The following is a 14296-nucleotide window of genomic DNA, read 5'->3' as shown; positions in this document are numbered from 1 at the left end:
ATGAAAAATTTATTAAGCGTCATTGGCAGCAGCTGCGCCATTGCATTCTCACCGGCTGTCCTGGCCCAAACCGCGATGCCGGAAGACGATAGGAAGGGCACTCCAAAGACCAGTGTTGTCTTTTATGGTGTGCTGGACGCCGGCGTTACCTTTGTCAACAATGAAGCTGGTCAAAGTAATAGAAAGCTGGATGGCGGGGTGATGGATCCCAATCACTGGGGCATGAAAGGTGTGGAAACCCTGGGGGGCAGGTTGCATGCGGTGTTCCAGCTGGAGAATAGCTTCAATCTGGACAATGGTTCATTGTCCTCGGAAGGCACATTGTTTGACCGGATTGCCATGGTTGGCCTGGGAAGCCGCCATGGCCAGGTGACTTTCGGCACTCAATTGGATTTGATTAATGACTATGTCACACCGTTCAACATTAGTGCCGGCGCAAGCGGTTATGCCGCCCATCAAGGTGATTTCGATCGCATCGCAGGTAATGCGATACAACGTTCAATCAAATTTTCCAGTGCCGAATTCGACGGTTTGACCTTCGGCGCCCTGTACTCATTTGCGGACAAGAGCGCCCACCCCGATGAAGATACTGCGGGCGGTGGCAGCGGTAGCGCATGGAATATAGGGGCACACTATGCCACCGGCCCATTTGCCATCGGCGCTTCCTATATGCAGCTCAATAAACCACGCGGCACAGAAGCTATCGGCCCTTATCAAAGCCTGGGCCTGTCAACTTTCCTGGGTCGGTCTACGTTCGAGATTGATCCGGAAACCGGCGACCGTACACCGATCGAGGATATGGCGATTGATCGCCAGAACATATTTGCCATCGGGAGCGCCTATGAAATTGGCGACTTCACCGCAATGATCAATTTCGCAGACATCAAATTCAAAGGTTACGGCAATACAGAAAATCTGCGCCTGATCGAAATCGGCGGTCATTATCATATCAGTGCTGCTCTTGACGGTACGCTGGGCTATCAGCGCATGCATGTGGCTGGTACAAAAGCAAACCAGGTGTCGCTGGGCCTGGATTACCATCTGTCCAAACGTAGCGACATCTACATCTCAGCGGACTATCGCAGAGCATCAGCCGGCGTGGCTGGTGTCATCGGCGAATCGTTCGAGCCGTCAAGCAGCAACGCGCAGGCGTTGCTGCGGGTTGGCATGCGTCATATGTTTTAAAGCACGGCGAATATTTTTGCCATGTCATTCCGATGTGTGTCGGAATGACATTTTTGGAGACCTGCAATTTCGCAACGGTCAGGATCATGAGGAGTTACGTGTTGCGCTCTTATTGGGTCTTGGTGACCTTGCTCAAATGCCGTGGCTGGTCAGGATCCATGCCACGCGCCACCGCCAGCTGTGCCGCCATTACGTAGAAAGCCTGGATTGCCACGATAGGATCGAGATCCGGAGTAGCGGCGACTGGCAACGTCAGGTCGCGTGTGGCAACATCGTCTGGTGCAGCCAGCAACACTTTGGCGCCACGTCCGCGCATTTCTTCGGCCAACTTGAGCAAACCGCCCTGGGTCGGTCCGCGCGTAGCGAAGATCAACAGCGGATAGCCTTCGTCGATCAAGGCCATCGGGCCATGTTTGATTTCAGCGCCGCTGAACGCCTCGGCCTGGATGGCCGAGGTTTCCTTGAATTTCAATGCCGATTCCAATGCCAGCGGCAGGCTGATGCCGCGGCCTACCACCATGATGCGCGACGAGGGCGCCAACACTTCGATGGCGGGTGCCCAGTCTAACTGGGTGGCGGCAGTCAATGCTTGCGGCAAGGCGTCGATGGCGGCCAGGAATGCGGCGTCGTCTTGCCAGTGCGCGGTGAGTCTGGCGGCAGCTACCAGGCTGGCGATAAAGCTCTTGGTGGCGGCTACGCTCAGTTCGGCGCCGGCATGCAGGGGCAGGGCCCATTCGGCGGCAGAGGCAAGCGGCGATGCGGCGTCGTTGACCAGGGCCACGGTGGTGGCGCCACTATCACGGAAATAACGGATAGGTTCGATCACGTCAGGGCTTTGGCCCGACTGTGAAATAGCGATGGCGAGTGCGTCGCGGGCGATCAATGGCGCTTTGTTCAGGGTCACCAGCGATAGCGGCAGCGAGGCGACAATCCGGCCCAGGCGCGCCATGATCAGATAGGCGCAATAATTGGCGGCATGGTCGGAACTGCCGCGCGCAACTGTCAGGATGGTCGATGGCGGTCCAGCCCTGAGGCGCTGTCCCAGTTCTGCGTAGCGGTCTCTATCCTGGCTGAGCTGCAAGGCGACATATTCTGCCGCCGAGCGGGCTTCTTTAAGCATCAACGAGGTCAATTTTTTCTCCTTCTACATATACGGCTTTGAGTTTGAGCTGGCGATCCAGCACCAGGATGTCGGCGAAGCAGCCTTCTTTGAGGCGGCCGCGTTCCTGCATGCCGAGATAGTCGGCCGGATAGGTGGAGACGCGCAGCGATGCCTCGGCTATTTCCAATCCGAGCGAAACCAGGTTGCGCAAGGCTTGGTCCATGGTCAGCGTGCTGCCGGCCAGCGTACCGTCGGCAAGGCGGACGCCGCCCAGGCATTTATGGACAACCTGGCGTCCCAGCATGTATTCGCCGTCCGGCATGCCCGAAGCAGCGGTGGAATCGGTGACGCAATACAGGCGCGGGATCGCCCGCAGCGCAGTCTTGATGGCGCCCGGATGGACATGCAGCAGATCCGGAATCAGTTCGGCATATTCGGCGTGGGCCAGGGCGGCGCCAGCCATGCCGGGTTGCCGATGATGAAATGAACTCATGGCGTTGAACAGGTGGGTAAACCCGGCGGCGCCATTTTTCAGGGCGGCCACGCCATCTTCATACGTACCCAGGGTATGGCCGATCTGCACCCGCATGCCGAGATTAGAGAGGGTTTTCACCAAGGCCATGTGGCCATTGATTTCAGGCGCGATGGTGATCAGTTTCAACGGCGCAAAACTGCGCAGCCAGTCTACCTGTTCCAAGGTCGCGGCAATCGCAAAATCGGGTTGCGCGCCGAGCTTGCCGGGATTGATATAAGGGCCTTCCAGGTGCGCGCCCAGCACACGCGCGCTACCTGCGCGGCGGCCACGACAGGCACGGCCGATTGCGCCCAGCGCAGCTTCCAGTTCTTCCGCCGGCGCGGTCATGGTGGTGGCCAGCATGCTGGTGGTGCCATGTTGTGCGTGCAGGCGCGAGACCACGTGCACTGCTTCGCCGGCCTCCATGATGTCCTTGCCGCCGCCGCCGTGGACGTGTAAATCGATAAAGCCGGGCAAAATATAATCGCCGTCGGCCGGCGCATGGTCCAGCGCTTCACCGCGGATTTCCGTGATCATGTCGCTGAAGCCTATGCTGCCATCAACCCAGCCGTCGGTGGTCAATACATTACCATGCAGTTGTGTGGCATTGTTAGCCATATTGCTACTCATGTCGTTTCTCCTACAGACTTTGCTGCGAGCTGCTGGCGCAACAGCAGCAATGCGCCGGTTGCGGCGTTGGCGCGCGGCGAAATCGCGCGGGATTTTAACGGTTCCGGCAGATAAGCTTGCAACGGGACGGCGAGGCCGCCGCACAGGGCGATCGGCAATTGCTGCGAAGGATCGAGCGCGTGGGCGATCTGGGCGATTTCATTACCCGCTTTGCGCAAGATGGCAAGCGCGGCTTCATCCTGTCCTGCGTGAGTTACTACCAGCGGCGCCAGTTGCGCAAACAGGCTTTGATTGGCGCTGTTGGCCCAGGCCACCACGCGCTCCCGGTTTTCGCTGGCGCTGCATGTTTCACCGCCGCCGCAGAAACGGACGATGGCGCTGGCCAGCGGCCCTCCGACGGCACGGCCATCCAGCACGCGCTCCACATGATTGGCAGCGCGCAGGCCGATCCAGCCGCCGCTGGCTTCGTCACCGGTGATGAAACCCCAGCCGCCGACCTCGCTGCGGCTGCCGTCCGGCCGCAAGACTTCACCGACGCTGCCGGTGCCAATCGCCACCACCACGCCGGCCTGGCCCAAATGCGCGCCCAGCAAGGTGGTGAAAGCATCGGTGCCAATCGCCAGCGCGCCGAAGCCAGGGTTCTGCTCGGTAAATTGCGTGGCCCACAGTGGGTTGTTAACACCCGACAAGCCACAACCTGCTGCAATTGCCTGAAACGGCGGGCGGCTGATGCCCGCATTCTGAAAAGCGCTATCCAGCGCCGTGACGATGGCGTCCCAGGCCTTGCCGGTGCCATGCATCAGCGCGGATGGCCCGCTGCTGCCGTCGGCGACATGGCTGCCATCCGGGCGTTCCACGCGGATATGGGTTTTAGTGCCGCCGCCATCGACGCCGATCAGATATTCGTACGCTGTTTTCAATTCAACTCCCACGCCTTTTTGAAGGCGCATAGTTTATCGCGGATCCGCATTATTATTGTTTAGATGAAATCATATTGCCCGGCTTCAACCGCGCCAACGCCAGGCCCTGGGCATCGAATACGTGAAAAGCGTTGCTTGGCGCTGACAAGGTAACGCTGTCGCCGATATGCACCGGGTTGTTGCCGTCGCCGCGTACCAGCAGATCCTGGCCGTCTTGCAATGTGACGTAGATGAAGTTGGCTTCGCCCAGATGCTCGACGATGCTGACTTTGCCGCTGAACACTTCACCACTATGCGCGTTTTCCAGTATATGTTCAGGCCGCAGGCCAACCGTGACGGTATCGCCGGCTTTAGTGGACCCCGCAGTAACGTCGGCACGGATTTCCTGGCCGCTGCTAAGTTTGATTCGCAGGTGGTCAGCCTCGATTGCCATCGCCGTGCCCGTGAACAGATTCATTTTCGGCGAGCCGATAAAGGTCGCGACAAACAGGTTTTGCGGACGCTGGTACAGCTCCAGCGGCGAACCTGCCTGTTGGATATAACCGTCGTTCATCACCACGATCTTGTCGCCGAGGGTCATGGCCTCAACCTGGTCGTGGGTGACGTAGACGATGGTGGCTTCCAGTTGTTTATGCAGCTTGGCGATTTCGAGCCGGGTCTGGACCCGCAATGCGGCATCCAGGTTGGATAGCGGTTCGTCAAACAGGAATAGTTTCGGCTTGCGCACAATCGCGCGGCCGATGGCGACGCGTTGGCGCTGGCCACCGGACAGTTCACGCGGCAAGCGATCCAGCAGATGATCGATTTTCAGGATGCCGGCAGCGTGGCGGATGCGCTGGTCGATGGCGGCTTTGTCGGCGCCGGCGATCTTCAGGCCAAAGGCCATGTTCTTGTACACGGTCATGTGCGGATACAAGGCGTAGCTTTGGAACACCATCGCAATACCGCGTTCGGCCGGCGGTAAATGATTGACTACCCGGTCGCCGATCGACAACTCGCCGCTGGTGATGCTTTCCAGCCCGCATAACATGCGCAGCAGGGTTGATTTCCCGCAACCGGAAGGGCCCACCAGCACGACGAATTCGCCATCCTTGATTTCCAGGTTGAGGTCGGCCAGCACGTTCTGCTTGCCGTCATACGATTTGGTGAGTTGCTTAACGCTTACGTTTGCCATGGAATGTCTCGTCTTCTGCTGTGTTTTACTTAATTTCTTACTTGATTTTTACTTCACTGCGCCGGAAGTCAGGCCGCGAATCAATTGTCGGGAGAATATTACGTACATGATCAGGATCGGAATCACGGCCAGCGACAGTGAGGCCAATACCGAGTTCCAGTCGGTCACGTATTGACCGATGAACTGCTGCACGCCGAGGGTGACCGTTTTGGTTTCATCCGAAGGCGCCAGGATCAGCGGGAACCACAAGTCGTTCCAGGCCGGGATCATGGTGAATACGGCTACCGTGGCAATCGCCGGGCGGATCAGCGGCAGGATGATCTGGAAGAAGATCTTGAACTCGCCGACGCCGTCGCAGCGCGCCGCATCTTTCAGCTCTTTCGGAATCTGCCGGATGAATTCGGACAGGATCATCACTGCCAGCGGCAAGCCTTGTGCGGTATACACCAGGATCAGCGCGCTGCGGGTGTTGATCAGGTTGAGGCTGACCACCAGTTGCAAGATGGAAACGGTGCCGAGCCGGATCGGGATCATGATGCCCAGCGCCAGATACAGCGCCATCAGGCGGTTGCCGCGGAATTTGTATTCCGATAAAGCCCAGCCGGCCATTGCGCCGAACAGCACGATCAGCACCAGTGACCCTAGCGTGACCACCAGGCTGTTGCCGAAGTACAGCATGAAATTAGTATTGTGCAATACCTTTTCAAAGCCGATCAGTGAGAACGAATCCGGTGTCGGGAACGCCAGCGGGTTATCGAAGATGGCGTCGCGCGATTTGATCGAATTGATCAGGATCAGGGCGATCGGAAACAGCGCAATCACGGCATAGGTGCACAGCACCACGTGGACCCAGATGCGTCCCAGGTTGGCCAGCCGGCTAGGGCGGACAATCGGCGCAGCTGCGACTGGGGAGAGCGAGGAAATGGAGTTCATGAACGGTCCTCGTTACAGTTCGTAGCGTGTCAGCTTGCGCTGCACGAAATAGAAATAGCTGGCGACGCCGAGCAGGATGACCAGGAACATCAGGGTTGCCACTGCGGCTCCCATGGTCGGGCTGCCGATTTGCGCCTGGTAGCCGAAGAAGGTGCGATAGAAGAAGGTGCCCAGGATATCGGTGGAGTAGTTAGGCCCGGCCAGCGCACCCTTGACCGAATAGATCAGGTCGAAGGCATTGAAGTTGGCGACAAAAGTCAGGATCGTCACCAGTCCCAGCGTCGGCAGAATCAGCGGCAGCTTGATCTGCCAGAAAATGCGGAACGAACTGGCGCCTTCGGCATACGCCGCTTCCAGCACTTCTTCCGGCACCGCGAGCAGGGCGGCATAGATCAGCATCATCGGGATGCCGACGTATTGCCAGACCGAGATCAGGCCCAGTGTCAGCAGCGCGGTGGTTTCTTGTCCCAGCCATGGCGCAAAATAATCGCCCAGGCCGACATGCGTCAGCAAGCCTTCGCCGACACCCCACAGCGGCGACAGGATCAGTTGCCAGATGAAGCCGATGATCACCACCGACAGCAGGGTCGGCAGAAAAATCAGCGTGCGGTAGGTGCGGGCGCCGCGCAGGCCCTTGAGGCTGAACAGGGTGGCAAGCAGCAGGCCGATCGGATTTTGCAGCAGCATGTGAATCCCGAAAAATTTCAGGTTATTCAGCATGGCGTTCCAGAACGCCTTGGACCAGTCCGAATCGAACAGGATGGTGTGGTAATTGGCGAGACCGACGAAACTGTGGACGCCGGCATCGTTGCTGGTATAAAAGCCCAGGCGCAGGGTATCCAATAAAGGCAGCGCGCTGAACATGGAATAGATGATGACTGCTGGCGCCAGGAATACCACGATGTGCCAGGGGAATGTCTTTTTTTGAAGATTCATACCGATTTTCTTTAAATGCAAGAAATGCAGTTCGCCAGGAGGCATAGCGACTATCACGGGGGAGATCGTGAAAGCAGCTACAACCCCACTAAGCGGACCATGGAATCTGGGCGTGATGCCGGCTTATATTTTTGTATCAGTGCCGTTCTTCACGGGCTTACCTAAGCGGCAAGCCTTGGATGCAAGTGTAGTACTACTTCGGAGAAACTACACCTGCTTGCTAGCCGGCAAAGGGTAAGGTGGATCTTAAACCCTTCCTTTGCCAGCCGATAGCACTATTGCAATAGGCTGCAATAGGCGCTTACTGTTGCGGCTTATACCACTTGGCGAAACCGGTCTGGATTTGTGCCGCAGCTTCCTTAGGCGCCAGTTTGCCGTTCAGAACCTGTGCATTCACGTTCCACAGCTGGTTTTCCATGCTCGGTTCACCGCGGTTGAGGATTTGCGCGTTGAGGCGGATGGTCGACGAGCACGACTTACGCCAGTCAATCATTTGCTTTGCAACCGGATCCTTGACCGTGATCAGGTGATCCGACAATGAGAAGAAGCCGGTAACCTTGTTGGTGTAGATGTCAGCAAATTCTTGCGAGCCGAGCCAAGCCAGGAATTTGTAGGCATCTTCCTTGTTCTTGGATTTCTTGTTGACGCCCATGCCGATATCGTTGTGATCGGAGATATAGCATTTGTCGCCGGCTTTAGGCACTGGCGGCGGGAACGCACCCATCGAGATTTTCGAATTGTCGTTGAAATAGGCGATATCCCATGAGCCGGCAGGGTAGATCGCTGCCTTGCCCAGCGCGAACTGATTCTGGCTGTCGCCATAGGTTTGCGAGCTGGCGCCCTTGGACAGGTATTTGCCCAGTTTGGCTTCGTACTCAAAGGCGTTGACGAAGTTCGGATCGGTAAATTTTTCCTTGCCGGAGATCAGCGCCTTGCGGCCTTCTTCGCCTTTCCAGTAGTTAGGGCCGATGCCGGTAAAGATGATCTGGCTGGATTCCCACTGATCGTTCGTACCCAGCGCCAGAGGCGCGTATTTGCCATTGGCCTTGATGGTGTCGAGCACCTTGAAGAACTCGGCTTCAGTCTTCGGCGGTTGCAGGTTCAGGTCTTTGAAAATCTTCTGGTTGTACAGGAAGCCGTGGATCACCGAGGCGATAGGCATACAGAACGTGTCTTTGCCATCGTCGCTCTGCCAGGCTGTCTTGGCTGAGGCAGGGAAGTGTTCCATGCCTGGTTTGCCATCCAGCTTTTCCAGGTTGCCCTTCTTGTACAAAGACAAGGAGACATCGAAAGGACGGCAGGCGATCAGGTCGCCAGCGGTGCCGCCGGCCAGGCGGGCGGTCAGGCTGGAGTCGTATTCGGTAGGGGCGGTAGGTGCAAATTTGACTTCAATTCCAGGATTTTTTTTCTGGAAAGCCGGGATCAGCACGGTTTCCCACAAGGTCTTGTCGTCGACGCGCCAGCTTTCAATCGTCAGCGTGCCGGCTTGTGCCGTGCCAACGGTCGCCAGGGCGATCAGTACGGCATTGCGGATAGTGCGAATTCGGTTGATGGTTTGCATCAATGTCTCCTCTTGGATTTATGGCTTGGTTTTTATTGCTTGGGGTCTCAATTGCTTCTTTAACTGCATCCTCAACTGCTTCTTAACTGCTGCACTTTCTAGAGCGCGATGCTAATTAAAGTGCCGCGAACAGACATTAGCACCATAAAAAATGTGCTGCCATCTTAGTTGCAACTCATCTATAAAATTTATTTAAGTATTTGATTTTATTGGTAAAAATTAAAATGTCAGGTTTTTGCCGATTACATATCTTTACACTGTTCGGAGCCAATTGTTGTTCGTTCATCCTGGGACAGGACAGATCGGCAGCGATACGGGCTTTCCAGAACTATGGATAAAATTACGAAACTTTACGTTTCTTTACAAAACTAGAGAAGCGTTAACGTTGTATACCGGACTTGCGCTATAGTCACACGCGATGTGGGAGATGGAACAAGCATTTATAAGAATATCAACAAGGCGCTAGATGATTGATAAGCGACACGCGGATGACAGGGGAGACGCGAAAACCCGGGTTACAAGATCTCGTAGTTCGATCGTACTTCTGACAGTACTCCTGGCAATACTTTACCTATTCAAATACACGATCGGTATGGCCGATGCCGCCACTATAGCGCCGGCCGCCGTCGCCAATCAACCGGCAGCGGCATTGCAGGTGGTGCATTGGTGGACTTCCGCCGGCGAGCGCAAGGCGGTAGACGTGTTGAGCAGCAAACTGGCCGAAGAAAATATTCAGTGGCGTGACCTGGCCATTCCTGGTGGGGCCGGCCTTGGCGCCAGCAAGGTACTCAAGAGTATGGTGCTGGCAGGTAAAGCGCCTGAAGCCACCCAGCTTAACGGGATTGTGTTTGGCGAGTGGGCCGATCTCGGCTTGTTGCTGGAACTGGACGATGTCGCCACTCCGGGCAACTGGCAAAAACTGTTGTTTCCCACGGTGTGGTCGCTGGTGCATAACCGCGGCCATGTGGTGGCGGTGCCGCTGGGCATACACCGCATCAACAATCTGTTCTATAACAAGAAGATTTTCGACCGGCTCGGTTTGGCGGCGCCCAAGACCTGGGCTGAATTCGACCGGGTGGCAGACAAACTCAAACATGCCGGCATTACCCCGCTGGCGCAAAGCAGCGAGGCCTGGCAAGTCGCTACCTTGTTTGAAACGCTGGTGCTGGCGGAAAGCGGCCCGGCTTATTATCGCTCCCTGTTCGTCGATTTGAATCCCGGCGCGTTTGGCGACGCCCGCATGATCCATGCGTTGAAGCGCCTGCGGGCGCTCAAGGAATGGATGCCGGCGCCTCTCAGAGAGCGCCCGTGGCCGGACATGACACGGCAGCTGGCCGACGGCGATGCCGCCATGTTTGTCATGGGAGATTGGGCCAAGGGCGAGCTGCTGGCCTGGGGTTTGACTACCGATCGGGATTTTTCTTGCGTCGCGGTGCCAGGCACTGCAGACTATCATTTGTACAGCGTCGACACACTGGCCATGTTCGCCGGCGATTATTCGCATCAGCCGGCGCAGGAAAAACTGGCGCAGCTGATCATGTCGCAGCCGGTGCAAACCGCTTACAATCAGGCTAAGGGTGCGATTCCGGTGTGGCGCTCCCCGGATTTGTCGAAAATGGATAGCTGCGCGCGCGCCTCATGGAACGCGTTCACCAAGGGCGGTGCATTCCAGGCGCCAAGCCTGGTGCACCGCATGGCCGCAGACGAAACCGCGAAAGACGCTATCGTGGCTGAAGTGCATCGTTATTTCATGGACGACAAGATGAGCGAGAGCGATATTCAGCGTAAGTTGACCAACATCGCCCGGTCATTGTCGAAAACAGGAAAGCAGGAATAATGCGCAAGATATTGATCGTCGACGACGACCAGAAAACCCGGACGCTGTTAAAAGCCTATCTGGAAAAAAATCAGTATGAAGTGCGCCTGGCGCACAACGGTGAAGCGTTCCTGGCCGAGTTCCAGCGCTACGCGGAAGAGCTGTCGCTGGTGATCCTGGATGTGATGCTGCCGGATACCGACGGTTTTGCCTTGTGCAAAACGGTCCGTCGCCGTTCCAACGTACCGATCATCATGCTCACCGCCAGTTCCGATGAGACCGACCGGGTGGTCGGCCTGGAGCTTGGCGCCGACGACTATATCGCCAAGCCTTACAGCCCGCGTGAACTGCTGGCGCGGATCAAAGCCATCCATCGCCGCACCGGCATAGACAGCGCCGTCGCGCCGCGCTATTACCGTTTTGTCGGCTTTACGCTGGATACCGTAGAGCGCACCCTGAGCGATCCGGACGGCCAGCTGGTGGCGCTTACCGGCCTTGATTATCAATTGCTGAAATACTTTGTCGAGCATCCGGGCGACGTACTCGATCGCGGTGTGCTGTGCGAAGAAACCCGCGGCCGCGATGTCGGGCCGCTGGACCGTTCGCTGGATGTGCAGATCAGCAAATTACGTTTGCGCCTGAACGACGGCGGCAAGGACCCGCATCTGATCAAGACGGTGCGCGGCGCCGGCTATGTATTCTCTGCCGATGTGGCCGCTGCGCAAATCTGAAGCGGTGCCCAGGCGTAGCTGGTCAGCATGGTATAACCAACTGCTGTCCTGGCTGTTGCCGCATACGTTGCTGGGGCGGCTCTCGGTAGTCATGGTGTTCGGCGTGCTGGTGACGCAATTGGCCGGCGGCTTGATCTGGTCTGCGCAGCTACGCAGCAAGGCGGAAATCGAAACCAAGACCGCAGCCCAGCATCTGGCCCACACTGCGGCCAGCGCGATCCGTTTTTTCATGAGCTTGCCGGCAAATTATCGGCCGATCCTGATCCAGCAATTACGTGAAATGGGCGGCACCCGGTTTTTTGTGAACACCAACGACGGCCCCGTCACCATCCACAAGATTGCCGATAATCCCCTGGCCAACATGGCGCTGACCGATATCGGCGCGACGTTGAAAACCGATTTACCTTTCCTGCCCGGATTCCGGCTGGCGTTTGCCTGGCCCGACGATCTGATGGTGTCGCCCGAAGGTCTGCAGGTTGCGGATTTGCCAGACAGCTGGGTCCAGCACACGCTGCTGATCAAGCCGAATCCAGCACCGGTGCTGGTAATCCAGACCGAGCTTGAACCCGGCAACTGGTTATACCTGGCCGCCCTGATGCCTAACCCTTATTTCCTCGATAGCGATAATCCCTTGTCGCCGGAACGCCTGCTGTTGCAAGGCGTGTCGCTGGCCACCGTGCTATTGCTGTCTATCCTGGTGGTGCGTTGGACCACGCGGCCACTGGCGGCGCTATCGGATGCCGCCGAAGCATTCGGCAAAGGCGAGACCGCTCCCGAACTACCCGAAACCGGCAGCCGCGAATTTATCAAGACCGCGCGTGCTTTCCGTGCCATGCGCGAGCGCATCAAGCGTTACCTGGATGACCGCGAGCGTTTGTTCGTCTCCATCTCGCATGATTTGCGCACGCCGATCACGCGCCTGAAGTTGCGTACCGAATTGCTGGACGACGAGGAGCTGCGCAGTGAATTCCATGAAGACCTGGACGAGCTCGACATGATGGTGAAAGGCGCTTTGCAATCGGTCAAGGACAGCGATATCCATGAAAACCGTACCGAGGTAAAGCTTGACGCGCTGATCTTGCGCATGATCCGCGACGCCCGCATGGCAGGGCATGAGGTGGCGTTCAGCGAGTCGGGGTTGACGGTGATGGCAAAGCCGCTGGCGCTCAAGCGCGCTATCGGCAACTTGTTCGACAATGCCTTGCACTACGGTGAAAAAGTCAAAATCGCGGTCACTGCGATTACCGGCGAGTCAGGCAACGAAATCCAGATCCAGATCCGCGATCACGGCCCCGGCGTACCCCAAGAAGCCTTGCATAGCTTGTTTGATCCATACACCCGGCTGGAACATGGCCGCGACCAGAACGCCGGCGGCATGGGACTGGGCTTGGGTATCGCACGTAATATCGTGCAAGCGCATGGCGGCGAGCTGCAGTTGCACAACCACGTCGATGGCGGGCTGGTGGCAACCATCGTCTTGCCTGCGAGTTAGCTCGGCATACGGCATATGCGACAAGCAATCCGAACTTCACTCTGACCCCGCTTAGTGGACCACGGAGCAGAAGCAGTAAAAACGCTAAGAAACAAACCGCCGACAAGTGAATCGCCTATCTCCGTGGCCGTGACGTGTACTACAAACCAAAACTATAATTCTTCGCAACGTGCAAAGCCGCTTCACGCAGGTCGTGCGCCAGTTCCGAGCGGATGCCACCGCTTGGGTAGGCGAGTACGTATTTGTAATTGATGTCGGCCTTGAACGGGCGCGTGATGACGCCGTGAGGACGCCAGATCTTGGCTGCAAACGGCTCCACGATAGCCACGCCGAAACCATTCGCAACCATGGCGTAACGGGTGTGCGAGGTATGCGTCTGAATCGTGTAGTTGGGGCGGATCTGGGATGATTTCAACGTCGATAATTCACGGTCATACGACTGCGCGCTGTTGGGCATCCAGCCGATCACGTTTTCACCGTCAAGATCTTCGGGCACGATGATTTCTTTTTGCGCCAGCGGGTGAGTCGCCAGCATGGCACACAATACGGTTGCCTCCATGATCGGTTCCACCTCGATGCCGGCAAATGGCGGAAACGCCAGGCTCAACGCCATGTCGACCTTGAGATCTTGCAGGCTGACCAGGATCTCGGGCACGGTGCAGCTATCGATCTTGACCGAGACATCCGGATGCTGTTTAAAGAAACGCTGCAATATCTCCGGCAGCAAAGTGGTGGATAACACCGGCAGGCAGGCAATGGTGAGACCTTCCGGCGCTTCATGGCGAATGTTGCCGGCCACTTGCATCAGCCGTTCCAGTCCCAGGAAATTTTCTTCGACCGCTTTATAAAAGCGCACGCCGGCGTTGGTCGGTTCCAGGCGGCCTTTGGCGCGGTTGAACAGACGGAAACCGAGGTCCGCCTCTAAATCGGCAATCAGCCTGCTGATTGCCGGTTGGGTTACATGCATGCGGCGGGCGGCAGACACGCTGGTGCCGGAAATCATGAGTGAGCGGAAGGCTTCGATTTGTCTGAAACGGATCATGGTCTTATGTCAATGCAGAGTGCTGTCTCGTGCGCACCTGAGGCTATATAACAAACTGCTATGGTGCATACGAATTTGTGAGTGGACATCATATTCCATTCTTGTAACACTGTCTGCATTGGAGATATGGTATTTGTCGCTGCCGACAATACCGGTCTTACGAAGAATTACGCTGAATAACATTCAATGATATTCAGTCGGCGCACAGACGGCTCTACGCTGTCATCTGCGCGAAAGAATTCTGGTTATGTCCAGATTTG

General features: G+C 56.9%; 12 protein-coding genes. 4 read left to right on the top strand and 8 right to left on the bottom strand.

Translation table 11 applies throughout. The features are described from left to right. Entirely contained in the window at positions 1 to 1185 is a 1185-nt protein-coding gene (locus tag BM205_RS03205) for a porin (RefSeq protein ID WP_092412416.1), read from the top strand. Positions 1186 to 1294: 109 nt separating this feature from the next. Here BM205_RS03205 and BM205_RS03200 read toward each other — a convergent pair whose 3' ends face one another. The 7 genes from BM205_RS03200 to BM205_RS03170 all read right to left on the bottom strand — a co-directional run bounded on the left by BM205_RS03200 (position 1295) and on the right by BM205_RS03170 (position 8955). Then, the gene (locus tag BM205_RS03200; RefSeq protein ID WP_175511150.1) at positions 1295 to 2305 is read right to left on the bottom strand and encodes an SIS domain-containing protein; all 1011 of its coding nucleotides are present in this window, start codon (positions 2303 to 2305) and stop codon (positions 1295 to 1297) included. Further along, positions 2298 to 3431 carry an N-acetylglucosamine-6-phosphate deacetylase gene (gene nagA, locus BM205_RS03195; protein ID WP_254783706.1) on the bottom strand — a complete coding sequence of 378 codons (1134 nt, stop codon included), beginning with the start codon at positions 3429 to 3431 and terminating at the stop codon, positions 2298 to 2300. The genes BM205_RS03200 and nagA overlap by 8 nt, the downstream gene beginning before the upstream one ends. Continuing rightward, positions 3428 to 4381, bottom strand: coding sequence for a glucosamine kinase nucleotide-binding domain-containing protein (locus tag BM205_RS03190; protein WP_092412414.1), 954 nt, complete (start codon positions 4379 to 4381; stop codon positions 3428 to 3430). The genes nagA and BM205_RS03190 overlap by 4 nt, the downstream gene beginning before the upstream one ends. A gap of 22 nt (positions 4382 to 4403) precedes the next feature. After that, positions 4404 to 5525, bottom strand: a complete 1122-nt coding sequence (locus BM205_RS03185) for an ABC transporter ATP-binding protein (RefSeq protein ID WP_092412412.1) — start codon at positions 5523 to 5525, stop codon at positions 4404 to 4406. Positions 5526 to 5573: 48 nt separating this feature from the next. After that, a complete protein-coding gene (locus BM205_RS03180) occupies positions 5574 to 6458 on the bottom strand; it encodes a carbohydrate ABC transporter permease (protein WP_092412410.1) in 885 nt (294 codons plus the stop codon). Positions 6459 to 6470: 12 nt separating this feature from the next. Beyond that, positions 6471 to 7394, bottom strand: coding sequence for a carbohydrate ABC transporter permease (locus BM205_RS03175; protein ID WP_092412683.1), 924 nt, complete (start codon positions 7392 to 7394; stop codon positions 6471 to 6473). 301 nt (positions 7395 to 7695) lie between these two features. Continuing rightward, complete coding sequence (locus BM205_RS03170; RefSeq protein WP_092412408.1) at positions 7696 to 8955, bottom strand: ABC transporter substrate-binding protein; 1260 nt, start codon at positions 8953 to 8955, stop codon at positions 7696 to 7698. Positions 8956 to 9547: 592 nt separating this feature from the next. Here BM205_RS03170 and BM205_RS03165 point away from each other — a divergent pair. The 3 genes from BM205_RS03165 to BM205_RS03155 all read left to right on the top strand — a co-directional run bounded on the left by BM205_RS03165 (position 9548) and on the right by BM205_RS03155 (position 12994). Next, positions 9548 to 10792, top strand: coding sequence for an ABC transporter substrate-binding protein (locus tag BM205_RS03165; RefSeq protein ID WP_175511128.1), 1245 nt, complete (start codon positions 9548 to 9550; stop codon positions 10790 to 10792). Then, positions 10789 to 11502 carry a response regulator gene (locus tag BM205_RS03160; protein WP_175511148.1) on the top strand — a complete coding sequence of 238 codons (714 nt, stop codon included), beginning with the start codon at positions 10789 to 10791 and terminating at the stop codon, positions 11500 to 11502. Before BM205_RS03165 ends, BM205_RS03160 begins: the two co-directional genes overlap by 4 nt. A gap of 91 nt (positions 11503 to 11593) precedes the next feature. Continuing rightward, the gene (locus BM205_RS03155; protein WP_254783724.1) at positions 11594 to 12994 is read left to right on the top strand and encodes an ATP-binding protein; all 1401 of its coding nucleotides are present in this window, start codon (positions 11594 to 11596) and stop codon (positions 12992 to 12994) included. 139 nt (positions 12995 to 13133) lie between these two features. On the opposite strand, the gene BM205_RS03150 is transcribed toward BM205_RS03155, so the two are convergent. Then, a complete protein-coding gene (locus BM205_RS03150) occupies positions 13134 to 14036 on the bottom strand; it encodes a LysR substrate-binding domain-containing protein (RefSeq protein WP_092412400.1) in 903 nt (300 codons plus the stop codon). Between the last annotated feature and the right edge of the window lie 260 nt (positions 14037 to 14296).

Source organism: Collimonas sp. OK307, assembly GCF_900113705.1.
Taxonomy (GTDB): Bacteria; Pseudomonadota; Gammaproteobacteria; order Burkholderiales; family Burkholderiaceae_D; genus Collimonas.
This window is presented reverse-complemented; position numbering and strand designations above follow the sequence as displayed.

Bases quoted from the DNA above. Each gene is read 5' to 3' on its own strand.
- BM205_RS03155 (WP_254783724.1), top strand. From the start codon at position 11,594: ATGGTGTTCGGCGTGCTGGTGACGCAATTGGCCGGCGGCTTGATCTGG.
- BM205_RS03190 (WP_092412414.1), bottom strand. From the start codon at position 4,381: ATGCGCCTTCAAAAAGGCGTGGGAGTTGAATTGAAAACAGCGTACGAA.
- BM205_RS03205 (WP_092412416.1), top strand. From the start codon at position 1: ATGAAAAATTTATTAAGCGTCATTGGCAGCAGCTGCGCCATTGCATTC.
- BM205_RS03180 (WP_092412410.1), bottom strand. From the start codon at position 6,458: ATGAACTCCATTTCCTCGCTCTCCCCAGTCGCAGCTGCGCCGATTGTC.
- BM205_RS03200 (WP_175511150.1), bottom strand. From the start codon at position 2,305: ATGCTTAAAGAAGCCCGCTCGGCGGCAGAATATGTCGCCTTGCAGCTC.
- BM205_RS03150 (WP_092412400.1), bottom strand. From the start codon at position 14,036: ATGATCCGTTTCAGACAAATCGAAGCCTTCCGCTCACTCATGATTTCC.
- BM205_RS03165 (WP_175511128.1), top strand. From the start codon at position 9,548: ATGGCCGATGCCGCCACTATAGCGCCGGCCGCCGTCGCCAATCAACCG.
- nagA (WP_254783706.1), bottom strand. From the start codon at position 3,431: ATGAGTAGCAATATGGCTAACAATGCCACACAACTGCATGGTAATGTA.
- BM205_RS03170 (WP_092412408.1), bottom strand. From the start codon at position 8,955: ATGCAAACCATCAACCGAATTCGCACTATCCGCAATGCCGTACTGATC.
- BM205_RS03175 (WP_092412683.1), bottom strand. From the start codon at position 7,394: ATGAATCTTCAAAAAAAGACATTCCCCTGGCACATCGTGGTATTCCTG.
- BM205_RS03185 (WP_092412412.1), bottom strand. From the start codon at position 5,525: ATGGCAAACGTAAGCGTTAAGCAACTCACCAAATCGTATGACGGCAAG.